Raw genomic sequence first — 24174 nt, 5'->3', positions numbered from 1 at the left:
ACTCGTCGGGCACCAATCGTCGCGACAACTCGTCCATCACAAGTCATGATCATGCTCGCACCTCAACCGCCATCCAAGTGAGACACGCTCTTAGGACCGGCCCGCTTTGCTATTTCCCCGCACTGCCCCCGCCCCCGCGCGACGACCCTCGAGGTGGCTGGTCGTGAGGGACCCCCTGAGGGAATCAGATTCCCTCAGGGACCCCCTCACGACCAGCGGCGGTCCGTGGCCCCCTTCACGGACGTAGATTCCCTCAACGAGCCCTTCACGGCCCCACTCGCCCACCACCCCGCCAACCGCACCCCGCGCACCCAACCAGCGAGGCACCCGCACCACCCCCGCACCCCGATACGAAGCCAAAAACACGGTCTGAGGGGGCTTGTCAAGGCATCTTTCCAGCCTTGACAAGCCCCCTCAGACCGTAGTCACAATCAGCTTCGGGGTGCCCCACGCAACACCGGCCCCCGCGATGTGCGAAGCACGAGCCCAATCAGTTAACGCAAGTAACCCCATCAGCGGTAATCTCCGGCGCACTCCCAGTCGGAGCCTCCGCGACCGCCGGAGCAGAAGCCGGATGCACCCCGGAATCATCCGAATACTTCTGCCCCAGATAAACCCGGAAATGATCCTTCTCAAGAGAATTATCCGAAGCCACCACAACCCCGCCAAGCTTCTCGCCAATAGCCTCAGCCTGACTACGCTGCCCCCGCCCGTAATACACAGTGGACGTCCGCCGAGTAGCGCTATTGGAAACAGACCCCCGCTGATACCCAGCGGCAGCCAACTTGTCCGCAACCCGATTAGCCAACCCATCCACCCCAGACGAGTTGCGCACGTCAACCACATACCCAGCCAACGCGGGATCCTCACCAGCAGAAGACGGCGGCGCGGAAGCGGAAGAAGACGGCGCGGAAGAAGCAGCCCCAGTCTGCTCCCGGACAAACTGCTGAACCTGCCGAGGATCCACCTGCACGGCATCCCCGTCATTAGGCGTCTTCAACGTAATGCTAACCACCGGCACGGTAACGAAGTTGATACTCCCCGCGCTCATCCCATGCAACTGCTGAGCAAACCCCAGCAAATCCCAGTTGGTATCAACAACGACAGCCTTCTTGACCGCCCCGATCAACGCGTCCAACTTGCCCGGATCAGTCAACGTCCCAGCGGAAAGAATCGTCTTGGCCATACTGGCCATAAAAACCTGCTGCCGCTTGATCCGATCCAAGTCCCCATTGGGCAACCCATGCCGCTGCCGCACGAACTGCAACGCCTGTGCCCCAGCAACATTCTGCGGCCCAGCGGCAAAATTAGCCCCAGAGTAACTATCCCGAACCGGAGCCTTCAGGCAAACCGGAACCCCGCCCACAGCCTGGCTGACGTAATAAAACCCAGCCAGATTCACCGCCGCGTAATGCGTGATGGTCAACCCGGTCAACTGCTGCACGGTCTCAATCGCGGTCTTAGCCCCAGCCTGCGCCGAGTCGGTCTCCAGCTTCGCCCCAGACTCACCGGTAGCCTTGAGCTCATTTTTCCGAGCCGTCTGCCCATACGTATAAGCCGAATTGATCTTGTGCTTCCCGAACTTCCCGGCAAGCTGGACATACGAGTCACGTGGGATCGAAATCGCCGTAGCGTTCCCGCCGCCGGCCGGAATGTGCACGACGATCATCGTGTCCGTCGTGTCGCCGCCGTCCTCCGCGCCGCCCGCGTGCAGTTGGTCGAGCACGTCGTCGGGCAGCGGATTGCCCTCCGCGTCGGTGCGCGTGTCCAGACCGACCATCAGGATGTTCTGCTCGCCCATCGGCGAACCCGCGCCGGCGCCGATGACATCGGACCTGGTCAGGCCGTCGGTGATCTGGTTCAGCTTCGACCACGCGAAGGCGGTGCCGCCGAGGACGAGCAGCGAAACCACGGCCAGAAGCACCTGGGCGACGCGGATCGCGCCGGTGGTCTTGCGACGACGCATCGGGGTTCCTCTTCCTGCCACGTCCGGTGGTCGAAAGACCCACGGTAGCGGGCGTCTCACCTGGACGGGTTACCGCTTACCCCAAATTGCGGAGAGGGCGCCCGGAATGTCGGACCGAGGGTGTGCGTCCAAAGGCGGTCCGGTCTCGACTCTACTTCTACAGGGATGTAGTTTTACTACGGCAATGTAGAAGCTGAGAGGGGTGCCGGATGGCCCGAGTGGTGATCGTGTCCGCCCGGATCGGGGCAGGTCACGACGGTGCCGCCAAAGAGCTGGACCGGTGGTTCGCCGATCGCGGCGCGCACGTCGTCCGCGCCGATTTCCTGGACCTGCTGCCGGGAAGACTCGGCGAGCTGCTCTGCGGTGCCTACCACCAGCAGCTCAACACGGTCCCGCGCAGCTGGGACTGGCTGCTCGGCGCACTCGGCACGCCCGCGCTGGCCGGAGCCGCTCGCAGGTTCGCCGGCCTCGCCACGCCCCGGCTCCGGGAACTGCTCGGCGAGAACACCGACGTCGTCGTATCGACCTATCCGCTCGCCACGCACGCGGTCGCCCGGCTGCGGCGCTCGCACGAACTGACCGCGCCCCTGGTCGTCTACCTCACCGACCCGTCGGTGCACCGGCTGTGCGTCAGCCCGGACGCGACGCTCACCGTCGCTCCCAACGAAACCGCCGCCCGTCAAGCCAAAGCGCTCGGAGCCGGTCGCACTCTCGTCTCGCGCCCGCTGGTCGCGCCCGCGTTCCGGCCGTCGGCCGGGATGACCGAACGCCTCAAGCTCCGGCTCGCCTTCGGTCTTCCGCGCGACGGCCCGCTCGCGTTGGTGGTGGCCGGTTCCTGGGGCGTCGGCCAAATCGGACAGACGGCCGACGACCTCCTCGCGACCGGGCTCGTCGAGCCGGTAGTGGTGTGCGGCCGCAACGAAGCACTGGCCGAACGGCTGCGGAAAACCGGACACCGGCACGTGTTCGGCTGGGTCGACAAGATGCCCGAGCTGCTGCGCGCGTGCGACGTCGTGGTGCAGAACGCGGGCGGGCTGACGACCTCGGAAGCACTCGCGACCGGCCTGCCGGTGCTGACTTACCGCTGCCTGCCCGGCCACGGCCGCGCCAACGCCGCGGTGCTGCACGACGACGGCATCGTGCCGTGGGTCCATACGCCAAGCGAACTGACCGAAGCGCTGGAGTGGTTGCTGCGACGGCCGGTCAAGGCGGCCGGATGATCCGCGGACTCGCCGCGGCGGCCGTCGCGCACGCGGCACCGGCGGCGTTGTTCGTGCCGCAGCTGCGCCCGCCCCGCCTGGCCGGACGCGGCGACCCTGGCCACGTCGCCCTCACTTTCGACGACGGCCCGAACCCGGAGTCCACGCCGCAATTCCTCCGAGTCCTCGACCAGCTGGACGTCCGCGCGACCTTCTTCGTGCTGGGCCGGGAGCTGGCCGCCGCACCGGAATTAGGCCGGGAGATCGCCGCGGCCGGGCACGAGATCGCAGTGCACGGCTGGGATCACCGCTGCTTCCTGCGCCGCTCCCCGAAGGCACTGCACGACGAACTGACGCACACAGTCGACCTAATTGAACTCGTCACTGGCACACGGCCCCAGTGGCTACGCGCGCCGTACGGAGTGTTCAGTGCAGGCTCCTTGGTCTCGGCGCGCATCCTCGGACTTCAGCCCCTTTTGTGGAGTACCTGGGGATTCGACTGGACCAGTCGCGCCACTCCGCGCTCAGTCGTGCGCACCGTGTGCCGAAGGCTGACCGGCGGCGGCACGATCCTGTTGCACGACTCCGACCTCGCCGCCGCTCGAGGAGCGTGGCGGTCAGCGCTCGGCGCAATCCCGGTGCTGGTGGCGGAATGCCGGGAGCGGGGGCTCGCCGTGGGGCCCTTGCGCGATCACGCAAGCGGCCTGCTGAGCGGTCTCGAGGCCGGTGTGCAGATCGGTGGCCGCGTCGAGCGTGCAGGCCGCCGACCAGGCGCAAGCGCCGAGCACGACCGCCACCGCGACCGCCGCCAGTGGCTTTCGCCGCGAGCCTGACGACGGGGCGGAAAGCAGCGCACGCACGCGCTGCGGCACCGGCCCGCCCGTCGCGGCAAGCGCGAGCGACGGCTGGGACCGGCTGGCCAGCGCGGCCTTCGCTACCGCCGTGGCCACCAGCTTCCGGTCGCCGACCCGGTCCGCGGCGGCTTCGTCCGCCCAGCGTTCCAGCGCGAACCGGGCCGCCGAGCCGAGCGGGCGCAGCACCGGATTGACCGTGGTCGCGACCGTCACGATCGCGGCGAAAACGTGGTGCCGCAGCCGCAAATGCGCGCGTTCGTGGGCGAGCAGCGCGCGACGTTCCCGAGGTTCCAGCGCCGACAGCATCCCGCTGGACACCGCGATCCGGCCACCGCCCCCGGCTACCGCGAACGCGACCGGTTCCTCGCCCGGCAGCAGCACGAAGCCAGCCTCGCGGGTGTGCGTGTTCAGCTCGGCGTGCACCTTCCGATGCCAGCGCACGTACTGAATCGCAGTGCGGGTCAACGCGACCCCGGCGGCCAAGAGCGCGACCCCGCTGACGATCGCCAGCGGCAGGTTCACCGCGTCGGCTCCGTGGAACGCGACCGCGGAGAAATCGCCCAGCTCGCCGACAAACGGAAGCTGCGCCAAACCGGCGGCCGCGAGGACCGCGAGCGTGGCCGTGCTGCCGACGGCGAGCACCAGCGCGGAACCGGCGAGCAGCCAGCTGCCCAGCCGCGGCGACAGCCGGGGTGCGACCCAGCGTGCCACCGGCCAGGAGGCCAGCGGCAGCAGCAGCGGCGCGAGCAGGTCGAGGTTCACGTCAGCCGCCGTTCTGGCGCAGCAGATCGCGCAGCACGCGCTCGTCCGAGGCGGACAGGTTCGACACGAATTTCGCCAGCACGCTCGACCGGTCGGCTTCGGCGTCGAGCACCTTGCTCATCCGGCGGGCGGCGAGCCCGGGTTCGTCGTCGGCGGCGCGGTAGGTGAACGAGCGGCCCTGCTTCTCCCGGGTCGCCACGCCCTTCTCGAACAGCCGGGACAGGATCGTGACGACGGTGGTGTAGGCCAGCCCTCCGCCGATCCGCTCCTGCACGCCGGCGGCCGACATCGGCTCGTCGGATTCCCACAGCACCGCGAGCACCTCGGCCTCCAGCTCGCCGGGAGCCCGCCGGGCGCTCTCGCCCCGTCCGTTCCGCATGGCCCAAATTCTACCTGTTTGTCGAAGCTGCTCGGCCTGCTACTACGTTCATGTAGAATTTCGATAGTTGTGTAGTAGTTGGAGGTGGGCATGCTCGACCCGAAGTGGCTGCTGGCCGCGTTCGGCCCGCTCGGCGTCTTCGCGGTGATGTTCGCCGAGACCGGCCTGCTCGTGGGCTTCTTCCTGCCCGGCGATTCGCTGTTGTTCACCGCGGGGGTGCTGGCGGCCTCGTCGAAGCTGCACCTCCCGCTCGCGGCCGTCATCGTCGCCGCGGCGGCCGGCGCGCTGCTCGGCGCGCAGGCCGGATACCTCCTCGGCCGGCGTGGCGGCGGCGCGCTGCTCGTCCGGGTGCGCAGCAAGCACCTGCACGAGGGGGTCGCGCGCGGATCGGCGCTGCTCACGCGGTACGGGCTCGGCAAGGCGGTCGTGCTGGCGCGGTTCATCCCGGTGGTCCGGACCGTGCTGAACCCGCTCGTCGGCATCGCCGGGATGCCCGCCGCGAAGTTCGCGATGTGGCAGGTGCTCGGCGGTCTGCTGTGGACAGTCGGGGTGACGCTCGCCGGGTACGCACTGGGTGCGTCGGTGCCGAACATCGACACGTACCTGCTGCCGATCATCGCCGTCGTGGTGCTGCTTTCGCTGAGCCCGCTGCTGGTCGAACTCGTCCGCGCACGCCGGAGCGCGGTCCGATGATCGACGCCGGGCTATACCGCGACGTCACGGATTTCGCGTGGTCCCAGCAGTGGCTGGCCGGAATCGCGACGGTGTTCAGCGAGTACGGGGTTTTCCTGGTGGTGCCGGTGATCCTCGCGCTGCTCTGGCGGGCCCGCACCAGGGGACCGGCGGCGTTGGCGGCCGCGGTGTGGGTGCCGATCGCGATCGCGGTGGCGCTGGCCGTGGACACTGTGCTGAAGTCGGTGTTCGCCGAGGTCCGGCCGTGCCGCGTGGTCGCTGGTGTGCACACGCTGCTGCCGTGTGATCCGCCGACCGACTACGCGTTTCCCAGCAACCACACGGTCATCGTCGCGGCGTTCGCGGTGGCAGTGCTGCTGGTGAACCGCAAATGGGGGAGCTGGGCACTCGTTTTCGCAGTGCTGATGGGGATTTCGCGGGTGTACGTCGGGGCGCATTACCCGCACGACGTGCTCGCGGGGTTCGTGGTCGGTGCCGGGGTCGGGCTGCTCGGGCTCGTGGTCCGCGAACCGCTCACGAAGGTGGCGGTTCGGTTGCTTCCAGTCGTCTCCGGGAGGAAAGCATGACCGATCGACCTGTCCGCTGCTCCGACGCCGAACGCGAGCAGACGACAAAAGTCCTGAACAGCGCGGCGGGCGAAGGGCGGCTGAGCCTGGCAGAGGTGGAAGAACGGGTCACGACCGTCTATACCGCGCAGTACCGGCACGAACTGGACGCAGTGGTCGCGGATCTGCCCTCACCCGCGGCCGCCCCTCGCTGGCAGCCGTTGCTCCTGCTGGCCGGACATCAGCTGGTCACGGAGTTCGGCACCGCGCCGCCGAAGCGGAAGGTGATGGTCGGGGTGCTGCTGATGATTGCAGTGGCGATGACGGTTTTCCTTGCCGCGCACGGCTTCGCCGACGAAGGGCCGCATTTCGGGCACCACTAGAATGACGGCGTGCAGAGGGAAACGGGCATCGCCTTAGTCACCGGGAGTTCGCGCGGTATCGGCAGGGCTATCGCGGAACGGCTGGGTGCGGACGGTTTTTCCGTCGCGGTCAACTACCGCGCCGATCAAGAGGCGGCCGAGGCCGTCGTCGCGAAGATCCGAGCGGACGGCGGGCAGGCAGTCGCCCTGCGCGCGGACGTGACCGACGACGCCGAGCTGCGCGGCCTTTTCGACCGCACGGAACAGGAATTCGGCGGTCTCGACGTGGTCGTCGCCAATGTGGGGATCGCCCGGTTCGTGCCGCTCGCGGAGGCCTCCGACGAGATCTTCGACCTGATCTTCTCCACCAACCTGCGCCCGACCTTCGTCTCCTTGCGCGAGGCGGCCCGGCGAGTGCGCGACGGCGGCCGGATCGTCGTGGTGTCGAGCGGAGTGGTCCAGACTGCCCGGCCCGGCACCGGGATCTACGGTGCCGCGAAGGCAGCCGGAGACCAGTTCGTGCGGGTACTGGCGAAGGAACTCGGCCCGCGCGGCGTGACAGTGAACAGCGTGCTGCCAGGCGCGGTCCGCACCGACGCGCTCCTCGCCGACGGGCCGCCGGGCGTGGTCGAGTACAGCGCGAGCCAGACGCCGCTCGGTCGGATCGCCGAGCCTGGTGATATCGCGGATATCGTGGGTTTCTTGGCGTCGGATCAGGCTCGGTGGGTCACCGGTCAGACGGTGCACGCGGGTGGCGGGCAGTTCTAGGAGCGTTCGGCCAGCAATTGGGTTCGTACGTCGGTCTTCAGGACTTTCCCGACCTTCGACCGTGGCAGATCTGGCCAGAGCAGGACCTCCTTAGGTGTCTTCACGCTGCCGAGCAGTCCCTTCACCGTGGCCCGCAGTTCGTCCGCGGCAGCGGTCCGGCCTTGATGAAGCTGGACGACCGCGGTCACCTGCTCGCCCCACTTTTCGTGCGGCAGCCCCACCACCGCGCAGTCCTGCACCGCGGGATGTGTCATCAGCGCCTGCTCCACCTCCGCCGAGTAGACGTTGAACCCGCCGGTGATGATCATGTCCTTCGCGCGGTCCACGACGTACAGGAAGTTCTCCTCGTCGAGATAGCCGATGTCGCCGGTGTGGTGCCAGCCGTGCCTGCTGACGTCCGCGGTCGCCTCCGGGTTCCGGTAGTACCCGGGCATCACGAGCGGTCCGCGCACCACGATCTCGCCGCGTTCGCCGCGCGGCAGCAGGGTTCCGTCGTCGGCCATGATCGCCACCTGCGTCAGCGGCGTCGGACGGCCCGCGGAGGTGAAGCGTTCGCGGGCCAGGGAACCGTCCGGACGGAAGTGGTCGGCGGGGGCCAGCGTGGAGATCATCATCGGTGCTTCGCTTTGGCCGAACAGCTGTCCGAGCACTGGCCCGATGCGGGCGATCGCCTCCTCCAGCCGGGCGGCCGACATCGGCGCGGCCCCGTACCACAGGCATTCCAGCGAGCTGAAGTCCGTTGTGGACAGTGCGGAATGGTCCAGCAGCAGGTAAATCAGCGTCGGCGGCAGGAACGTGTGGGTAATCCGGTGCCGTTCGATCAGGCCGAGGAACCGGCCGAGATCCGGCGACGGCATCACCACGATTTCGCCGCCCAGCGCCAGCACCGGGAAACACAGGACCCCGGCGGCGTGCGTGAGCGGGGCCAGCGCGAGGTAGCGCGGACGTGGCTGGAACGGGTAGCTCATCAACGTCAGCGCCGACATGGTTTCGACGTTGTGCCCGGTCAGCACCACGCCTTTCGGCCGTCCGGTGGTGCCGCCGGTGCCGACGAGCATCGCCGTGTCGTCCGGCGGATCGGCTTGCCACGGCGCGTCGGGCAGCCCGTCGAGCCATTCGGCCAGCGGGATCGCGCCGGGGAACGAGCCGTCGAGGCACACCACCGTGGCCAGCTTCGGCAGCTGGTCGGCGATACGGGAAACGAGCGGTGCGAACGATTCCTGCACGAGCAGGCACGTGCAGTCGAACAGGTCCAGCAGCTCCCGGTTCTCCGCCGCCTCGTTGCGCGGGTTGACCGGGCACCAGACCGCCCCCGCCCGGCTGATGCCGAAGACGCACCCGAACGACACCGGGTCGTTCGCGGAGAGGATCGCCACCTTGTCGCCCGGTCGCACGCCGGAACGCGCGAGCGCCCGGGCGACCCGCCAGGACAGCTGCTGGACCTCGCCGTAGCTGAGCGATCCGCCGTCCGTGGTCAAACACGGAGCGGACGGGCCCAGCGAGGCGCCCTTGTCGAGGTAATCGGTCAGTCGCACCGCTCGTCTCCCAGTCTCAGGACTGCACTGTCAGAACCGGATTCGACACCAACCCGAACGACCGCAGCACGCCGAGCAGTTCGCGGTGCCCGAACGCCTGGCACGCCGAGGCGAACCCGGCCCGTCGTGGGGGTTGCTGCAGCAGCGAATACGCCGCGTAAGCCTGCATCAGCCCGGTTTGCTTGTAATTGCAGGTTCCGTGGATCACGCAGTGCGCGCGGCCGAGCGGCCCGGACGCGTGCACCGAGTCCAGCGACGTGTTGATCCGCTGGTTTTCCCGAGGCGGCATTTCGTCCCGGACCGCGGCCGCCTGCTCGTGCAGCACCTTGAGTTTTTCTTCCAGCGGCAGGTCTTTCACCTGCTCCAGCACAGCCGCGACGATCTGCGGCACACCCTGCATCAGCGCGCGGTCGAACACGCCGCCGACCGCTTTCACGTTGGCCACGCGCGGATCGTTCTTGAACCACACCGGATGCGACGTGCCGCCCCACGGCAGCGCGAGCCCGATCTCGTGATGTCCCGGCACGGCCACGTCCTGCAGCCCGCCGTCGGCAGGCCAGGGCGCGTATTCGTTCTGCTCCAGGTAATACGCGGCCGACAGCGCGGCATTCACCAGGATGGTCTGGGTAGAAGCGACTGTGGGGTAACCCTTCCAGAACACCAGGATGTCCAAAGTGTCCAGACCGGGCGTCTCCAGGCAGAGATTCGCCGCGATCTCGCCGGTGGTGTACATCTGCGCGATGCCGGGGGAGAGCAGCAGACCCTTCGCGGCCATGTCCGCGCCGTAACGTTCTTCGGCGGAGATCAGCCAATCCTGCTCGCCGGTGGTGTCGAGGTAGTGGGTTCCGGCTTCGAGACACGCCTGGACGACCTCGTGGCCGTATTCGCTGAACGGGCCGACGGTGTTGCACACGACCGACGCGTCGCGGAAAAGCTCGGTGAGCGGGCCGGTTTCGTGGGATACCTCGACGACTTCGTGGTCCACGGTGTCGAGGCCGGGAATGTGGTCGAGCGCTGCCTGGACCCGGGCTTTGTCCCGGCCGGCCGCGGTGAAGGGCACGTTGTACTCGCGGAGGTATTCGCAGATCAGGCGGCCGGTGTAGCCGGACGCGCCGTAAACGACGACGGGCTTGGTCACGACTGGTTTTCCTTTCGCTGGAGGGAATTCACATGCCCATGCCGCCGTCGACCGGGAGGCCGGCGCCGGTGATGAAGCGGGCGGCGTCCGAGGCGAGGAACACCACGGCGTCGGCCATGTCCGCGACCTCGCCGAGCCGCCCGGCCGGGGTCTGCGCGACGACCGCGCCGATCGCTTCCTCGACGCTCGGGAACAGCCCGACGTCGACCACGTCGGTCGCGAGCTGGTTGCCCATCTGCGTCGGGACGAGGCCCGGGTACACGCAGTTCACCCGCACGCCGTAGCCGAGCTTCCCGGCCTCCATCGCCGCGACGCGGGTGAGCCGGTCGACCGCCGATTTCGTCGCCGAATAGCCGGCGATGCCGGGAAACGCGATGGTCGCGGCCACCGAGGAGATGTTCACGACCGCGCCGCCGCGTCCGGCCACACCGCCCGGCCGCATCGCGCGGAACGCGTGCTTCACGCCGAGCGAGGTGCCCAGCACGTTGACCTCGAGCATCTTCCGCACGTCGGCCGGGTCGAGGTCGGCGACGAGACCGGTGATCTCGACGCCCGCGTTGTTCACCACGATGTCCAGCCCGCCGTACTCGCCGACCACGGCCTCGACCGCCCGCGCCCAGTTCTCGTCGTCGGTGACGTCCAGCCGGACGAACCCGCTGCTGGCCCCGCTCTGCTTGATCGCGTCGGCGGTCTGGCGGCCGAGGTCCTCCTGGACGTCGCCGATGACCACCGCCGCGCCTGCCTTCGCGAGCGCTTCGGCCATGCCCTGGCCGAGGCCCTGCGCGCCGCCTGTGACCAGCGCGGTGCGCCCGGTCAGGTCGTAGGAACCCATCGACATCTCCTCCTTGAGACGTGCCGCCGGTGCGGTGTAGGTCACACCGTAGCTAATTTTGGACAGTCGTCAAGATTTTCTTGGACACTCGTCAAGAAACGAGGTCGCGCTAGACTGCCGGGTGTGACACAGGCGAAGGAGCGCATCTCCCGCCGCGCCGTGGACAAGTTCGCCCAGCGCCGAGAGCAGCTGGCCGAGTCCGCGCTGCAGGCGCTGGCCGAGCTGGGCTACGCCCGCACGAGCCTGCGTGAAATCGCCCAGAAATCCGACTTCTCGCACGGCGTCCTGCACTACTACTTCGCCGACAAGGTCGAGCTGCTCACCTACGCCGTCCGCAAGTTCGAAGAGGTCTGCGTGACCCGCTACGACGACGTGGTGGCGGAGGCGGGCTCGGCCGAGGAGCTGAAACACGGCTTCGGCGCGGCGATGGCCGGCACGCTGCGGACCGACGCGGCCATGCACCGCCTCTGGTACGACCTGCGCAATCAGAGCCTGTTCGAGGAGTCGTTCCGCGGCGACGTGCTCGACATCGACGAACAGCGCCAGGACATGGTGTGGCGCGTCGTGCGGCGCTACGCGGAATTCGCCGACCGGCCGGCCCAGGTGTCGCCGGAGGTCGCGTACGCCGCCTTCGACGGCCTGTTCCAGCGCGCTCTGCTGCAGCAACTCGCTGGTCAGGGCGAGGCGGCGGACCGACTGGAAGCCGACGTCGCGGCCCTGCTGACGCACTTCGTGTGACGGTTACCCCGCCCGAGTGGTGATGCCCGGTGCGCGCGCCCGTCCGTGGTTAGGATGCGCTCGGACGATCACCGGGTGAGAAGGGGTGCGCGAGCGTGCAAGCGGGGGACCTTGAACCGCCTGAGCCGCAGGCCGTTTCCGCACCGTTGACCAGGGCGGCGATCTTCCTGATGGTCAGCGTCGACGCCGGTGCCGAGCAGACCGCGAAGGATCTACTCGCCGATCTGGCCGGGCTGCAGCGCGCGGTTGGCTTCCGCGACGCCGGCGCCGGGCTCACCTGCGTCGCCGGGATTTCGTCCGCGGCGTGGGACCGGATCTACGGCGGCCCGCGACCGGCGGAACTGCACGAGCTGCCGGTCTTCTCCGGCGACAAGCACACAAGCGTCCTCACCGCCGAGGCCGATCTGCTGTTCCACCTCCGCGCCGAACGGCTCGACCTGTGCTTCGAGCTGGAAACGCTGATCATGGACCGGCTGCGCGGTTCGGTGACGGTGCTCGACGAGGTGCAGGGATTCCGGTACTTCGACGCGCGCGACGTGCTCGGTTTCGTCGACGGCACGGAGAATCCGACCGGAAACGGCGTCAACCAGGCGGTGCTGGTGGACGACGACGAACCGTTCGACCGGGGCAGTTACGTTGTCGTGCAGAAGTACCTGCACGACATGCGGGCGTGGAACGCGCTCAGCACCGAGCAGCAGGAGCTGGTGATCGGGCGGCGCAAACTGTCCGATGTGGAGCTGTCGGACGAGGAAAAGCCCGCTGATTCCCACATCGCGCTCAACGTGATCACCGGCGACGAGGGCAACGAGCTCGACATCCTGCGCGACAACATGCCGTTCGGCCGTCCCGGGCACGACGAGTTCGGCACCTATTTCATCGGCTACACCAAATCTCCCGCGGTGATCGAGAAAATGCTGGAGAACATGTTCGTCGGATCGCCGCCGGGCAACCACGACCGGATTCTCGACTTCTCGACGCCCCTCACCGGCGCGCTGTTCTACGTGCCTACCGCGGACTTCCTGGAAGATCCGCCGGACGCCCCGCCCGAGCCGGAACCGCCGGCTGCCGCGACGCCCGCCGGGACGTCGCTGGGCATCGGAAGCCTGCGAAGGAGCACTCGGTCATGAACAACCTGCATCGCGAACTCGCCCCGATCTCCGCCGCCGCTTGGGCGGACCTGGAGGAGGAGGCGAAGCGCACGTTCGCCGAGTTCGCCGCGGCGCGCCGGGTGGTCGACGTCGTCGTCACCGGAGACCCGGCACTCGCCGCGATCGGCACCGGACGCCGCGAACGCGTCGGCGGCAAATTCGACGGCGTCGCGACGAGCCTGCGCACGGCGCAACGGATCGTGGAGCTGCGGGTGCCGTTCACGGTGTCGCGCGAGGAAGTCGATTCCGTCGAGTGGGGCGCGAAAGACGCCGACTGGCAGCCGGTGAAGGACGCCGCGCAGCAGATCGCCTACGCCGAAGACCGGATCGTGCTCGACGGTTTCGCCGAGGCAGGCATCACCGGGATCCGGCCGGCGTCGTCGCTGTCGCCGATCGCGCTGCCGCCGGAAGCCCCGGGCTACCCGAAGGCGATCGGCGACGCGATCGCCGAACTGCGCGACGCGGGCGTGGCCGGGCCGTACACCGTCCTGCTCAGCGACGACGAGTTCACCGCCGCGTACGAGGCGGCCAACCACGGTTATCCGGTGCTGGAACACCTGAAGCAGATCGTGGACGGCGAGCTCATCCGCACGCCCGCCATCAACGGCGCCTGCGTGCTGTCCACCCGTGGCGGCGACTACGAACTCCACTTCGGACAGGACCTGTCGATCGGCTACTCCAGCCACGACGCGTCCACTGTGGAGCTGTACTTCTACGAGACGCTGACGTTCCTCGTGAACACCGCCGAAGCGGGGATCGGACTGACCGCCTGACGTTACCTGATCATGCGGTCTTGTTACGCAGCGCGGACATTCGCCGAACCGTCCGGGGATACCCGCTCGCGATAGTTGCGGCGTGCTGCAGAACAAGATCAAGAAGGTGCTGCTCGTGCTTCCCGCGGTGGTGGTCGCCGGCTGCTCTGGTCTCCCGGTGCTCGACGGCGACCCGGACCACGACCCGGCTCAGGGCGGCGCCCCGGAAGGCGTCACGCTGAGGCCGTCCGACACGAGCTACCCGGCCGTCGGAAATCTCGATCCGGCGTTGCGGAAAGCGTTGCAGGAGGCGGCAACCGACGCGCGTCAGCGCGATGTGGACATTCAGATCGCGTCGGGCTGGCGGACGAAGGAGTACCAGCAGAAGCTGCTCGACGGCGGCATCGAAAAGTACGGCAGCCTGGAGAAGGCGCGGAAGTACGTGAACACGCCGGAACAATCGACGCACGTGTCCGGCAAGGCGGTCGACGTCGCCCCCACGCGAGCCGACGACTGGCTCATCCAGCACGGCGCGAAATACGGCCTGTGCCAGGTGTACGCGAACGAGATGTGGCACTTCGAACTGCTGACCACTCCGGGCGGGAAGTGCCCGCCCACCCGTACGGACGCCGCTGGTTAGCGTCCGTACGGGCAGCCGGGGTCACGGGGCCCAGTAGTTACCGGACATCACCAGGTAGACCAGCAACTTGATGGTCTCGCCGTAGTAAGTGTCGTCATACGGGTTGCCCGCCATGTACTTCCACAGCGAATCGGTCCACGCCTGATCCCCGGCGACCATCGCCGCGACGCCGACCGGGTTGGCCGCGACCTCGGACTGGTCACTGGTCTTGGTCGGCGTACCGTCCAATTTGGTGTGCGGGTAGATCTTGGCCGGGTTGCCCCCGGAGTGGCTCTTGTAGCTGGCCGATTCCTTCTTGGCGACATCGGTCGCGACCTTGCCGCCGTACAGCAGCGCGTCGGTGCCCATGTGCCAAGGCACGCGAACGGAGTTGTAGCCAACGATGTTGTCCGGCTGATTCTCGAGATGATCCGCCGGCGCGGGCTTCGGGCTGCTGGTGTTCGCGCCGACCACGAAGTCGGACAGCAGGTTCGCGTTCGGCGAGTACTTGGCGGTGAACTGGGTGATCAGCTGCTCGGTCCGGGTGACGACCTTGTTCCAGTCGTGCGCGGTGTCGTACTTCGCGAACGCGCGCAAGTGATCAAGCATGAAGTCCGACGGCCGGGTGTCGTCGTTGCCCGCGTCGTCGGCGATCTTGAGATGCCCGTCGGACGCGACGTCGTACTGGTAAACCTTGGCAAGCCAGTCCTTCGCGGCGGCGCTGTAGCCGCCCCACTGCTTGTCCGCGAGAATCAGCCCGTAGCCGACGTCGAGGTCGCCGTCGGTGGCCGAGTCAGGGGTGCCGCCGTCGGCGTACTTGCAGGTCTTGCCGTCGATCTTCCACTGGAAGAGCCCCTTGCTGTCCCGGTGGTCCTGGACGAACTTCCACATCCCGTCGAAAATCGTCTTGGCCTGGTCGTCGTAGCCCGCCATCAGTGGGACGATGTTCATCCCGTAGCCCTGGGCCTCGGAAACGGTGCCCTTGTTGGGCGCGTCGTCGGTAGCCCAGACGAGGTAACCGCCGCAAGCCTGGCGGAGGTAAGTTTTCTTCCAAGAGTCGTACTGCTTCTTGACCGCGGCGTCCTGCTCAGCCTGGCTGACCGACGGCCGAACCCCGGTCTGATAGGTGACGTGCGCGGGAAACGGACGCGCCACGGAAGCCGCGGCCGCGGGCCCAGCACCGGCCAACGCAGCGGTAAGCGAAACGGAAGCGGCGGCGAACAGCGCCACCTTCCGGGAAGCGGGCATGTTGAGGGTCTCCTTGTTAGTAAACTTTCCTAACTAGGCGGCGTGGGAAAAGCCTGCTGCAGTGGGGTGATCGTGTCAAGATGTCCGGCTCGGAATAGTCAGGTGTACCGGTTCCGAAGCTTTCCGTGAGTGCCACGCTCACGGCCTTCTGGGCGGTTGGGGTGTTCCGTGAGGGGCCTTCGCGGGCTTCGGGGCTGGTGGGGGCGCGGTGGTGTTCCAGGCCGGGGCTGTGGGGGCCACCTTCGTGGACTTCGGGATTGCTGGGGGCGTGGTGATGTGCCGTGAGGGGAACCCTGGGGGACTCTGATTCCCTCAGGGTTCCCCTCACGGCCAGCGCTCTGCCCAACCGCCGCCCGCGCACCCCGACTTGCCAAAGCGCCCACCCCTCGCGCCCACTCACCCAACCGCCACGCGCGGACCTAGCCTCGCCAGACGGCCGAAGCCCCGCGCTCAACCGCCGCTTGCGCACTCAACTCGCCGGACAACCCGGCCCCGCGCCCGCCCGCCGCTCGCGCACTCAACTCACCAGGCAACCGAAGCCCCGCGCGCACCGGCCAAACCGCCGCGCGCGGACTCAACTCGCCAGACGCCCCAAGCCCCGCGCGCACCCGCCCAAACCACGGCTCGCGCACCCAACTGGCAGACAACCGAAGCCCCGCGCACACCCACCCAACCGCCACCCGCGAACCCAACTTGCCAGGCAACCCAACCCCGCGCCCCCCCATCAACCCGCAGCCAACGCACCCAACCCACCAGCGCACCCACACCCCCCCGCACCCCGATACGAAGCCAAAATGCGGTCTGGGGTGGCTTGTCAAGGCATCTTTCCCGCCTTGACAAGCCACCCCAGACCGTCATCACAATCAGGCTTCGGGGTGCCCACGCGCAGAACCGGGGCGCGATGTGCGAAGCACGAGCCGCCACGCCCCAACTGATTCCCAGCCCCACCCGCCAAGGCATGGAATCATCACCCCCGGCAACAACCAGGGATCAGGGAGCCAGCATGACCACCGGCCGTTCAGCACGAGCTGAACTCAACAGCGGAATCCTCCCCGGCAACGTCCGAGCCGACGACTGGATCATGCTCGTCCTAGCCGTCATCTCCACCGGAATGCTGGCCTGGCTCCTCATCAGCCCGCCCCCGCCAGCGATCAGCCACTGGTTCTTCCTCGCGGACTGCGTCGTCTGCGCCATCTTCTTCCTGGAACTCCTCCACCGCTGGCGCAAACAGTCCTGGCGAGCCGCCTTCCTGGCCCGCACCTGGTACGAAGTCTTCGCGATGATCCCCGTCGCCCACCCGGATTTCGTCGCGCACCACCACGTCATCGGCGTAATCCTGCTGATCATCCGCCTGGGCCGAGCCGCGGACCGCGCCGTGGGCGAGCAGTTCACCTACCGCCTCGTCGACAAGCTCTCCGAACCCATCGTGCGCGCCATCAAGAAACCAGTCACCATCGCCGTCCTCGACGAGGTCGTCAAGGTGCTGGAAACCGGAAACTATCCGGAGAACCTGGCGAAATCCCTCAGTGAGAACAAGGCCGAACTGCGCGCCATCATCACCGAGAAGATTTCCGAAGACCCGCAGCTCGGCAAACTGCGCAGGCTGCCCTTCCACGACGAGATCGTCCGCGCCACCGTCGACACGTCCTTCCGGGTACTGCTGGAAGTCCTTTTGGACTCGCGCATCGACGATTTCTTCTCCTCCGTCGTACGCGACAACCGCGAGCAAATCCGCCGCGCGGTCGCGTTGGGACTGGCCGATGTGGACGACTCCTCGGAGGAACAGCTCCTGCGCACCCGCACCCAGCGCACCGCCGCGCACGAGTACGACGTCAATCATCCGCGGAGTTGATCATCCATTGTGGACATACCTACCCTGCGCCGTCGCGCGCTGACTCTCCGTTGTGGCGCAAAGTATTCGGGCTCGACGGCCGGGTAGTGAACCGTCAACCGCTGAAAGAGTGCACTGTGGTCGCGCGGTGCGCGCACAGGTGCCTGGAGTAGGGTGAGTTCTCTCGTTCCGTTGCTGCACAAGGGTTGTGTTGGCGCGAGTACGGGGCGTTCCCGCCGGGGCCGGGGCAGACTGGAGCCGGCGGGGAGGTTGAGCGCTGGTTTGGAGTCGTGGACGTGATTGATAGCGGGCAGCAGGTGCGCAGGTGCCGTCGGCGGGACTGTGCGGAGGATTCCTTGTGGCGCGGGCTGTGCTCCGTGCACTGGAACCGCTGGCAGAGCGGTGCGGACGCGCTTGAGCTTCCAGACGACGACGTTCCCCCGCCGCCCGCGCAGGTCTGGTGGCCGCCGGAGCGCTCGCACGCGCCGTTGAGCAGCCGGGTGCTGCCGGGGCCGTAACCGCGCCGGGTCGAACACGGTCGGCACGCGCCCGGTTACCCCGGGCCACCGGAGAAAGTCCGCGCGCAGCCTCAGCCCTCGGACCACACGAGTCCGGGGGCTGACCGCTGAGTGCTTACCGGCGCGAACGCGGGATGCGCGGCGCGTCCGGCGCGGCGAGCATCCGCACCAGCCGGGCCCGCGCCACGCGGTAGAGCAGGTCGCCGCGATCGTCCGGGACGACTCTGCCGTCGAGATCCCGCCCGGTCGCGCGAACCACCAACTCGACCGCCTCGGCAGGCACCCGGCCCGCGAATTCCCCGGTCAGCCACGTGGTGACCTCGTCGGTCACCCGGCTCCGCACCGTCATCGGACACTCCCAGTCTCCGCTCGCGGGGCCGTTCGGGGCGGCCCCGGCACTGGTCCGACGGCCGCGCCCGGGCGCCGTGACGCGAAACCCGAGGAGAAAGTCTTTCCCGGCGCCGCGAGTGAACCCGGTAGTAGGTCACTCCCGGCTCAGGCGAGCGCGTTGCGCGCGATCACCTCCGCGTACCACCGCGCGCTGCGCTTCGGCGTGCGCCGCTGGGTGAGATAGTCGACGTGCACCAAGCCGAAGCGTTTCGCGTACCCCTCGGCCCATTCGAAATTGTCCAGCAACGACCAGTAGAAATATCCGCGCAGATCCACTCCGTGGGCCAGCGCGTCGTGCGCGGCTCGCAGATGCGCGTCGAGAAAGGCGACGCGGTCGTCGTCGGAGATCTCGCCGTCGCGGAGCACGTCCGGATACGCCGCGCCGTTTTCGGTGACGTACAACGGCACCGGCGGGTAGTCCCGATGCACCTGCAGCAGCGATTCGGTCAGCCCGGCGGGTTGTACTTCCCAGCCGGAATGCGTGCGCGGCGCGGCCAGGTCCGGGACGAAATGCACCCGGTCGGCTCCCGGCCATTCCCGGCCGGCCGGGGTGCTTCCCGCCCGCGCCGAACCGGCCACCCGGTAGCCGCGGTAGTAGTTCACGCCCAGCCAGTCGATCGGCTTGCCGAGCACCGCCTCGTCGCCGTCGCGCACCACTGCGTCGAAGCCGAACGGGGCCAGGTCGTCGCGCAGGTCGGCGGGATAGCCGCCGCGCAGCAGCGGATCGAGGAACAATCGGTTCTGCAGTCCATCGATCCGGCGGACGGCGTCGGTGTCGTCGGTGTCGTCTGGCGAGTCCGCGACGACTGGGTACAGGTTCAGCGTGATCCCGGACGGGGAGCTGGTGTGCTGCCGGAGCACGTCCATCGCCAGCCCGTGCCCCAGCAGCAGGTGATGCGCCGCGGCCACGGCACCCTCCGGTGACGTCCGGCCGGGCGCGTGGACGCCCGAGCGTAGCCGAGCATCGCCGCGCACCACGGCTCGTTCAGCGTCGACCAGCTCGCCACGCGGTCGCCGAGCCGAGCCGCGACGGTCTCCGCGTACTCGGCGAACCGGTAGGCGGTGTCGCGGGCGGTCCAGCCGCCGCGGTCCTCCAGCGACTGCGGAAGGTCCCAGTGATACAGCGTCGCCCACGGCTGGATGCCCGCGGCCAACAGCTGGTCCACGAGCCGGTCGTAGAACTCCAGTCCGCGCGGCTCCGGCTTGCCGTGTGGCAGGATTCGCGGCCAGGAAAGGGAAAACCGGTACGCAGAAAGTCCGAGAGAACGCATCAGCGCCACATCGTCGGCGTAGCGGCGGTAGTGGTCGGCTGCCGGGTCGCCGGTGTCGCCGCCCGCGACCGCGCCCGGCCGCGCGGCGAACGTGTCCCAGACGGATGCCTCGCGACCGTCCACTGTGGTCGAACCCTCGACCTGGAAGGCCGCCGTGGCGGCGCCCCAGACGAACGCGTCCGGGAACGCGAGCACGTCGGGGATCGGCTGTGCGGACATGGTCACCCTTTCACGGCTCCTTGCATGATCCCGGCCACGATCTGGCGGCCGAGCAGGAGAAAGACGATGAGGATCGGAATCGTGGCCAGCGTGGTGCCCGCGAGCACCAGTGAATAGTCGACGTAGTAGCCGCTCTGCAGTTTCTCCAGCGCCACCTGCACGGTCGGATTGCCCGCGTCGAGCACCACCAGCGGCCACAGGAAATCGTTCCAGGACGTCATGAACGTGAACATGGCGAGGATCGCCGCGGCCGGGCGGACGGCGGGAAGGCACACGTTCCAGAAGACCCGGATCATGCTGCACCCGTCCATGCGCGCGGCCTCGATCAGCTCGTACGGCAAAGCGTCCACTGTGTACTGCCGCATCCAGAACACGCCGAACGCGGTGACCAGGTTCGGCACGATCACCGACTGCAGCCCGCCGGCCCAGCCGAGCTTCGACATCGCGATGAACAACGGGATGATGCCGAGCTGGGTCGGCACCGCGAGCGTCACCACGATGAACACGAACAAGCCGTTGCGGCCGCGAAAGCGCAGTTTGGCGAAGGCGAACCCGGCCAGCGACGAGAACAGCACCGTGGTGAGCGTGACCGTGCCGGACACGAGGACGCTGTTGCCGAGCGCCCGCCAGAACGGCACGGTGTCGAACACCCGGGCCGCGTTGGCGAAGAAGTTGCCGCCCGGCAGCAGCGGCGGGATCCGTTCGGTGAGCATTCCGTTGTCGCGGCTGGCGACGAGAAACGACCAGTAGAACGGGAAGAGCGAGCCGAGCACGAACACGATCAGCACGCCGTAGGTCGCCTTGCGCGGCTTGCCGAGCCGGGACGCGCGCGCCCGCAAACCGTATCGCACGCTCATCCGCGCCTCCCCGCGAGCCGTCCGGTGATGAAGTAGTTGACCAGCGCGATCGCGACGATGATCAGGAAAAGCACCCACGCGATCGCGGACGCGTAGCCGAGATCGAAATTCTCGAAAGCGGTCTGGTACAGATACAGCGTCACGGTCTGGAACTGGTGAGTGGAACCGCCGTTGTTCGACCCGGGCATCGCGTCGAACAGCTTGGGCTCGGTGAAGATCTGCAGCCCGCCGATCGTCGAGGTGATGGTGACGAAGATCAGCGTGGGTTTGAGCAGCGGCAACGTCACGTGGGTGAAGCGGCGCACGGTGCCAGCGCCGTCGATCAGCGCGGCCTCGTGCAATTCCTTCGGGATGGCTTGCATGGCGGCGAGAACGATCAGCGCGTTGTAGCCGGTCCATCGCCAGTTCACCATGATCGCGATGGCGACGTGGCTGGCGAACCGGTTGGCCTGCCAGTCCACTGGGGACAGTCCGAGCGTCTGGAGCACGCCGTTGACGAGCCCGTACCGCGGGCCGAACAGGTTCGCGAAGATGATCCCGAGCGCGACCAGACTCGCCGCGTAGGGAAGCAGAATGCCGACGCGCCAGCTGGTCGCGCCGCGCAGCCGCAGCGTGAGCACGGCGGCGAGCAGCACCGCGATGATCAGCTGAGGCACGCTGGACAGCAGGAAGATGCTGACCGTGTTTTCCAGCGCGTGCCAGAACTGCGTGTCCGCGAACAGTTCCTTGAAGTTGTCGAGCCCGATGAAGTCCGGGTTGTCGTCGCCAGCTTTCCAGGAGAACAGCGATACGTACGCGGTGTATAGCAACGGGAACATGCCCACGACGGCGAACACGATGAAAAACGGCGCCACGTAGAGATACGGCGAGATTTTGACGTCCCAGCGCGCGAGCCGGTCGCGCAGGCCGGGCCGCGCCGCGGTGCGATCCCGCGTCGTGGCCCGGCTTTCCGGAGCGGCCTTGTCGGTGACAGTCATCGTCAGCGGGCGAGTTTCTTCGCGCCGTCAACCAATCGCTGCCAGCCGTCCGCGGCCGAAGCGCCCTGCTCCACCGACTGCAATGCCGGGTTGGCCACGTTTTCCTGGATCTGGCCGTCGTTCGGTCCCTTGTACTGCGGCTTCGCCACCTTCTTCGCCTGCTCTGCGAACAGTTCGCCGATCTTCGCGCCGCCGAAGTACGCGTCGGTGGCGTTCAGCAGCTGCGGGCTCTCCAGTGCCTTCGTCTGGCTCGGGAAGTTGCCCTTAGCCTCGAACGCCTTGATCTGCTGCTCCGGCGCGGTGAGCCAAGCGGCGAGTTCAGCGGCCTCCCGAGGGTGCTTGCTCTGCGTCGGCACCGTCAGGTACGAACCGCCCCAGTTGCCGCCTCCGCCGGGAAACGCCGCGGTGACCGCCCATTTGCCCGCGTTGTCCGGCCCGGCCTGTTCCTTGATCACGCCGAGCATCCACGCCGGACAGGCCTTCGTGGCGAACGCGCTCTGCTTGAACCCGGAGTTCCATTCGTTGCTGAACGCGGTGAGCTTCGCCGATTCGCCTTTCGCGACCGCGTCGGTCACCTTCGTCCAGGCGTCCCTGATGCCCTGGTTGTTTTCCACGGTGAGCTTGTCGCCGGTGTCGAGGTAACCGACCGGCAACTGGTTGACCATGGAGTTGAAGTTCTGCGCCGCCGAATCGAACCACGCCTTGCCGGTTTTGGCGGTGTACTGGGCTCCTGCCGCGAAATAGCTGTCCCACGTGGCGAAGAGCGGTTTCACCGCCTCCGGGTCGCTGGGCAGCCCGGCCGCGGCGAGCAGATCCTTGCGGTAGCACATGGCGAGCGGGCCGATGTCCGTCCCGTAGCCGATGAGCTTGCCGTTTTTGTCTTTGCCCGCCTCGTATTTCCACGAAAGCCACCGGTCCGGCGCAACGCCCGCGGGGCCGATCTGGCTCAGGTCGTTGAACTTCGAGGACTTGCTGAGGATGTCCGACAGGTGGCCTTCCTCGACAGCCTGCACATCGGCGAGGCCGGAGCCGGCGGCGAGCTTCGTCATCATGTCCTGGGCGTACGGGCCGCCCTGACCGGTTTTGCGGTGGGTGATCTTGATGTTCGGGTGCAGCCGCTCGTACTCCGGGAGGAGCGCCTCGTAGCCGAACTCCGTGAACGTCGCGAGCGTCAGTTCCACGTGCTCGTTCGGCCCGGCCGCCGCGGGCACGTCGCCGCCGCCGCCGCACGCCGCGGCGCTCACCGCGGTCATCGTGATGCCCAGTGCCAGCACCAGGCCCTTCCGGAACGTTGTCACCGTCGTCAACCCCTTGGAAGTCATTCTGGGAGCGCTCCCAGATGCCGATCGAGTGTGTTGCAGGTAACGAGGGATGTCAAGGCCGGAGTCTCCGGGAGCGCTCCCGGCTGGACGTGGTTAAGCTGGGCCCGACCGACAGTCAGGGGGTGGGCGAAGTGGTGCCTCGGTCCGAGGACGAGCGGCCGACGCTGGAGGACGTCGCGGCGTTCGCCGGGGTTTCGCGGTCCACCGCGTCGCGTGCGCTGAACGACGACGCGTACGTCAGCGCGCGCTCGCGCGAGAAGGTGCTGGCCGCGGCGCGAGACCTCGGGTATTCGCCGAACCAGGCCGCGCGCTCGCTCGTCACGCGGCGGACCGGCGCGATCGCGGTGGTGCTGTCGGAGCCAGAAGCCCGGCTGCTCGACGACCCGTACCGGACCGCGGTGATGCGCGCGGGCTACCGGGAACTGGCCGACGTCGGCTGCCAGATGGTGTTGCTCTTCAGCGACACCCGGGAGGATCTCGGGCGCACCGTGCGGTTTCTCGAGGGCGGCCACGTCGACGGGGTCCTCGTGTTCGCTCCGCACCGCGCCGATCCGCTGCCCCGGGCGTTGCGGTTGCTGCGGTTGCCGGTGGTGTTCGGCGGGCAGGCCGCCGATCTGCGCCGGGGCGTGCATCTGGTGGATTTCGACAACGAGGGCGGTGCCCGGCAGGCGGTGACGCACCTGGTGGAATCCGGCCGCCGCCGGATCGCGACCATCGCCGGACCGCAGGACCAGGGCGCGCCGATCGACCGGCTCGCCGGCTGGCGCAAGACGCTCGTGGACGCCGGGATCGACCCGGCCGGGCTGGCCGAGGAGGCCGACTTCACCCTGGCTGGCGGCGCGAAAGCGATGGCCGCGCTGCTGGAGCGGGTGCCTGATCTCGACGCGGTGTTCGTCGGCAGCGACATGATGGCGGTGGGCGCGCTGCGCACGCTGTCGGACGCTGGACGCGAGGTGCCCGGCGACGTCGCGGTGGTCAGCTTCGACGACAACGCCGCGCTGGCTCCGGCCATGACGCCGCCGCTGACTTCGGTGCACCAGGATCCGCGAGAGCAGGTCCACGCGATGGTCTCGACGCTGATGCGGCTGCTCGACGGTGAGGACGTCGCGCCGGGCGCGCAGATCTTGCCGGTGTCGCTGATCGTGCGCGAGTCCAGCTAGTGTCCTGCGCCTGAAGTCCGCTATCTAATTGTAGGATGCGGTGATGGCGGGTCGTGGACGGTCCAAGGTCGAGCTGATCCTCAGCGATGAC

23 protein-coding genes and 2 pseudogenes are annotated in these 24174 nt (G+C 67.9%); 13 read left to right on the top strand and 12 right to left on the bottom strand.

Translation table 11 applies throughout. The features are described 5' to 3' along the window. Positions 1-490 precede the first annotated feature (490 nt). Positions 491-1966 (bottom strand): LCP family protein, encoded by a 1476-nt coding sequence (locus ACZ7SW_RS46330; RefSeq protein WP_470236756.1) that lies wholly within the window; start codon positions 1964-1966, stop codon positions 491-493. A gap of 209 nt (positions 1967-2175) precedes the next feature. Here ACZ7SW_RS46330 and ACZ7SW_RS46325 point away from each other — a divergent pair, with 209 nt between their 5' ends. Further along, entirely contained in the window at positions 2176-3186 is a 1011-nt protein-coding gene (locus ACZ7SW_RS46325; protein ID WP_470236755.1) for an MGDG synthase family glycosyltransferase, read from the top strand. Further along, positions 3183-3623 (top strand): annotated as a pseudogene (locus ACZ7SW_RS46320) (polysaccharide deacetylase family protein); the annotation flags it as partial. The gene ACZ7SW_RS46325 and the pseudogene ACZ7SW_RS46320, both read left to right, overlap by 4 nt. 159 nt (positions 3624-3782) lie before the next feature. On the opposite strand, the gene ACZ7SW_RS46315 reads toward ACZ7SW_RS46320, so the two are convergent. Then, positions 3783-4781, bottom strand: a complete 999-nt coding sequence (locus ACZ7SW_RS46315) for a M56 family metallopeptidase (RefSeq protein WP_470236754.1) — start codon at positions 4779-4781, stop codon at positions 3783-3785. Between the two features lies 1 nt (position 4782). After that, positions 4783-5160: a BlaI/MecI/CopY family transcriptional regulator gene (locus tag ACZ7SW_RS46310; protein WP_116203718.1), complete on the bottom strand. Its 378-nt coding sequence runs from the start codon at positions 5158-5160 to the stop codon at positions 4783-4785. A gap of 90 nt (positions 5161-5250) precedes the next feature. Between ACZ7SW_RS46310 and ACZ7SW_RS46305 the strand changes: the two genes are divergently transcribed. Genes ACZ7SW_RS46305 through ACZ7SW_RS46290 form a run of 4 tightly spaced genes read left to right on the top strand, consistent with a single transcriptional unit; the run spans position 5251 to position 7528 of the window. After that, positions 5251-5853 carry a DedA family protein gene (locus ACZ7SW_RS46305; RefSeq protein ID WP_470236753.1) on the top strand — a complete coding sequence of 201 codons (603 nt, stop codon included), beginning with the start codon at positions 5251-5253 and terminating at the stop codon, positions 5851-5853. Further along, entirely contained in the window at positions 5850-6419 is a 570-nt protein-coding gene (locus tag ACZ7SW_RS46300) for a phosphatase PAP2 family protein (protein ID WP_470236752.1), read from the top strand. Before ACZ7SW_RS46305 ends, ACZ7SW_RS46300 begins: the two co-directional genes overlap by 4 nt. Continuing rightward, positions 6416-6781 (top strand): DUF1707 SHOCT-like domain-containing protein, encoded by a 366-nt coding sequence (locus tag ACZ7SW_RS46295; RefSeq protein ID WP_470236751.1) that lies wholly within the window; start codon positions 6416-6418, stop codon positions 6779-6781. The genes ACZ7SW_RS46300 and ACZ7SW_RS46295 overlap by 4 nt, the downstream gene beginning before the upstream one ends. Positions 6782-6790: 9 nt before the next feature. Next, positions 6791-7528 carry an SDR family oxidoreductase gene (locus tag ACZ7SW_RS46290; RefSeq protein WP_470236750.1) on the top strand — a complete coding sequence of 246 codons (738 nt, stop codon included), beginning with the start codon at positions 6791-6793 and terminating at the stop codon, positions 7526-7528. Here the strand turns inward: ACZ7SW_RS46290 and ACZ7SW_RS46285 are convergent. Genes ACZ7SW_RS46285 through ACZ7SW_RS46275 form a run of 3 tightly spaced genes read right to left on the bottom strand, consistent with a single transcriptional unit; the run spans position 7525 to position 11078 of the window. After that, positions 7525-9063 carry an acyl-CoA synthetase gene (locus tag ACZ7SW_RS46285; protein WP_470236749.1) on the bottom strand — a complete coding sequence of 513 codons (1539 nt, stop codon included), beginning with the start codon at positions 9061-9063 and terminating at the stop codon, positions 7525-7527. The genes ACZ7SW_RS46290 and ACZ7SW_RS46285 overlap by 4 nt on opposite strands. 16 nt (positions 9064-9079) lie before the next feature. Next, positions 9080-10201: a DUF5938 domain-containing protein gene (locus ACZ7SW_RS46280; protein WP_449672896.1), complete on the bottom strand. Its 1122-nt coding sequence runs from the start codon at positions 10199-10201 to the stop codon at positions 9080-9082. A gap of 28 nt (positions 10202-10229) precedes the next feature. Next, positions 10230-11078, bottom strand: a complete 849-nt coding sequence (locus ACZ7SW_RS46275) for an SDR family NAD(P)-dependent oxidoreductase (protein WP_470236748.1) — start codon at positions 11076-11078, stop codon at positions 10230-10232. A gap of 78 nt (positions 11079-11156) precedes the next feature. On the opposite strand from ACZ7SW_RS46275, the gene ACZ7SW_RS46270 reads away from it, so the two are divergent. The 4 genes from ACZ7SW_RS46270 (at position 11157) to ACZ7SW_RS46255 (ending at position 14311) form a co-directional block, all read left to right on the top strand. Next, on the top strand, positions 11157-11771 hold the full coding sequence (locus ACZ7SW_RS46270; protein ID WP_470236747.1) for a TetR/AcrR family transcriptional regulator: 615 nt from the start codon (positions 11157-11159) through the stop codon (positions 11769-11771). A gap of 95 nt (positions 11772-11866) precedes the next feature. Next, positions 11867-12898, top strand: a complete 1032-nt coding sequence (locus ACZ7SW_RS46265; RefSeq protein ID WP_470236746.1) for a Dyp-type peroxidase — start codon at positions 11867-11869, stop codon at positions 12896-12898. Continuing rightward, positions 12895-13692 (top strand): family 1 encapsulin nanocompartment shell protein, encoded by a 798-nt coding sequence (locus tag ACZ7SW_RS46260; protein WP_470236745.1) that lies wholly within the window; start codon positions 12895-12897, stop codon positions 13690-13692. The genes ACZ7SW_RS46265 and ACZ7SW_RS46260 overlap by 4 nt, the downstream gene beginning before the upstream one ends. Positions 13693-13774: 82 nt before the next feature. Next, positions 13775-14311 carry a M15 family metallopeptidase gene (locus ACZ7SW_RS46255; protein WP_470236744.1) on the top strand — a complete coding sequence of 179 codons (537 nt, stop codon included), beginning with the start codon at positions 13775-13777 and terminating at the stop codon, positions 14309-14311. 21 nt (positions 14312-14332) lie between these two features. Here the strand turns inward: ACZ7SW_RS46255 and ACZ7SW_RS46250 are convergent, their stop codons facing one another. Then, the gene (locus ACZ7SW_RS46250; protein ID WP_470236743.1) at positions 14333-15538 is read right to left on the bottom strand and encodes a glycosyl hydrolase family 8; all 1206 of its coding nucleotides are present in this window, start codon (positions 15536-15538) and stop codon (positions 14333-14335) included. Positions 15539-16541: 1003 nt separating this feature from the next. Between ACZ7SW_RS46250 and ACZ7SW_RS46245 the strand changes: the two genes are divergently transcribed. Then, entirely contained in the window at positions 16542-17390 is an 849-nt protein-coding gene (locus ACZ7SW_RS46245; protein WP_470236742.1) for an ion transporter, read from the top strand. 269 nt (positions 17391-17659) lie between these two features. Continuing rightward, a complete protein-coding gene (locus tag ACZ7SW_RS46240; protein WP_470236741.1) occupies positions 17660-17887 on the top strand; it encodes a hypothetical protein in 228 nt (75 codons plus the stop codon). A gap of 115 nt (positions 17888-18002) precedes the next feature. Here the strand turns inward: ACZ7SW_RS46240 and ACZ7SW_RS46235 are convergent, their stop codons facing one another. The 5 genes and pseudogenes from ACZ7SW_RS46235 to ACZ7SW_RS46215 all read right to left on the bottom strand — a co-directional run bounded on the left by ACZ7SW_RS46235 (position 18003) and on the right by ACZ7SW_RS46215 (position 22923). Beyond that, on the bottom strand, positions 18003-18236 hold the full coding sequence (locus ACZ7SW_RS46235) for a hypothetical protein (RefSeq protein ID WP_470236740.1): 234 nt from the start codon (positions 18234-18236) through the stop codon (positions 18003-18005). Positions 18237-18382: 146 nt separating this feature from the next. Then, positions 18383-19767: pseudogene (locus ACZ7SW_RS46230) on the bottom strand (GH1 family beta-glucosidase). Positions 19768-19769: 2 nt separating this feature from the next. Continuing rightward, positions 19770-20624, bottom strand: a complete 855-nt coding sequence (locus tag ACZ7SW_RS46225; RefSeq protein ID WP_470236739.1) for a carbohydrate ABC transporter permease — start codon at positions 20622-20624, stop codon at positions 19770-19772. Then, a complete protein-coding gene (locus tag ACZ7SW_RS46220; RefSeq protein ID WP_470236738.1) occupies positions 20621-21601 on the bottom strand; it encodes a carbohydrate ABC transporter permease in 981 nt (326 codons plus the stop codon). The genes ACZ7SW_RS46225 and ACZ7SW_RS46220 overlap by 4 nt, the downstream gene beginning before the upstream one ends. Positions 21602-21603: 2 nt before the next feature. Then, the gene (locus ACZ7SW_RS46215; RefSeq protein WP_470236737.1) at positions 21604-22923 is read right to left on the bottom strand and encodes an ABC transporter substrate-binding protein; all 1320 of its coding nucleotides are present in this window, start codon (positions 22921-22923) and stop codon (positions 21604-21606) included. 131 nt (positions 22924-23054) lie between these two features. Here ACZ7SW_RS46215 and ACZ7SW_RS46210 point away from each other — a divergent pair, with 131 nt between their 5' ends. Then, positions 23055-24083 (top strand): LacI family DNA-binding transcriptional regulator, encoded by a 1029-nt coding sequence (locus tag ACZ7SW_RS46210; RefSeq protein WP_470236757.1) that lies wholly within the window; start codon positions 23055-23057, stop codon positions 24081-24083. The last annotated feature ends 91 nt before the right edge of the window (positions 24084-24174 follow it).

Source organism: Amycolatopsis sp. NPDC114484 (assembly GCF_055633755.1).
This window is presented reverse-complemented; position numbering and strand designations above follow the sequence as displayed.

Coding starts and splice junctions, on each gene's coding strand:
- ACZ7SW_RS46330 (WP_470236756.1), bottom strand. CDS start 1,966: ATGCGTCGTCGCAAGACCACCGGCGCGATCCGCGTCGCCCAGGTGCTT.
- ACZ7SW_RS46325 (WP_470236755.1), top strand. CDS start 2,176: ATGGCCCGAGTGGTGATCGTGTCCGCCCGGATCGGGGCAGGTCACGAC.
- ACZ7SW_RS46310 (WP_116203718.1), bottom strand. CDS start 5,160: ATGCGGAACGGACGGGGCGAGAGCGCCCGGCGGGCTCCCGGCGAGCTG.
- ACZ7SW_RS46305 (WP_470236753.1), top strand. CDS start 5,251: ATGCTCGACCCGAAGTGGCTGCTGGCCGCGTTCGGCCCGCTCGGCGTC.
- ACZ7SW_RS46300 (WP_470236752.1), top strand. CDS start 5,850: ATGATCGACGCCGGGCTATACCGCGACGTCACGGATTTCGCGTGGTCC.
- ACZ7SW_RS46295 (WP_470236751.1), top strand. CDS start 6,416: ATGACCGATCGACCTGTCCGCTGCTCCGACGCCGAACGCGAGCAGACG.
- ACZ7SW_RS46260 (WP_470236745.1), top strand. CDS start 12,895: ATGAACAACCTGCATCGCGAACTCGCCCCGATCTCCGCCGCCGCTTGG.
- ACZ7SW_RS46250 (WP_470236743.1), bottom strand. CDS start 15,538: ATGCCCGCTTCCCGGAAGGTGGCGCTGTTCGCCGCCGCTTCCGTTTCG.
- ACZ7SW_RS46245 (WP_470236742.1), top strand. CDS start 16,542: ATGACCACCGGCCGTTCAGCACGAGCTGAACTCAACAGCGGAATCCTC.
- ACZ7SW_RS46235 (WP_470236740.1), bottom strand. CDS start 18,236: ATGACGGTGCGGAGCCGGGTGACCGACGAGGTCACCACGTGGCTGACC.
- ACZ7SW_RS46225 (WP_470236739.1), bottom strand. CDS start 20,624: ATGAGCGTGCGATACGGTTTGCGGGCGCGCGCGTCCCGGCTCGGCAAG.
- ACZ7SW_RS46220 (WP_470236738.1), bottom strand. CDS start 21,601: ATGACTGTCACCGACAAGGCCGCTCCGGAAAGCCGGGCCACGACGCGG.
- ACZ7SW_RS46215 (WP_470236737.1), bottom strand. CDS start 22,923: ATGACTTCCAAGGGGTTGACGACGGTGACAACGTTCCGGAAGGGCCTG.